Genomic DNA, 275 nt, shown 5'->3' on the forward strand with positions numbered 1-275 from the left:
GTCACGTTTATTCAAACTGCAGCGCCACAATTTTTATCCGCAGGGCAATCTATGCTAACGCAATTGGCAACAGGTATCACTACTGGAATACCAACATTTTTAACGTCTTTTCAAGGCATTTTAACTGGTATTATGACGTGGATTACAACAAATTTGCCCACTTTTTTAGCAACTGGTGTACAAATTTTAACTAGTATTGGCACTGGTATTTTACAGGCTATTCCAACGTTAATTACAACAGCGGCTAATATTGTGACAGGTTTTATCTCGTTTTT

Annotated in this window: 1 protein-coding gene; it reads left to right on the forward strand. The window is 37.1% G+C overall.

Translation table 11 applies throughout. The features are described from left to right. Positions 1-63: 63 nt before the first annotated feature. Positions 64-275, forward strand: a 212-nt coding sequence (locus Q5762_RS38260) for a hypothetical protein (protein ID WP_315896924.1), incomplete at its 3' end; no start/stop codon positions are given.

Source organism: Streptomyces sp. P9(2023) (genome assembly GCF_032436795.1).
In the GTDB taxonomy this organism is placed as follows: domain Bacteria; phylum Actinomycetota; class Actinomycetes; order Streptomycetales; family Streptomycetaceae; genus Streptomyces.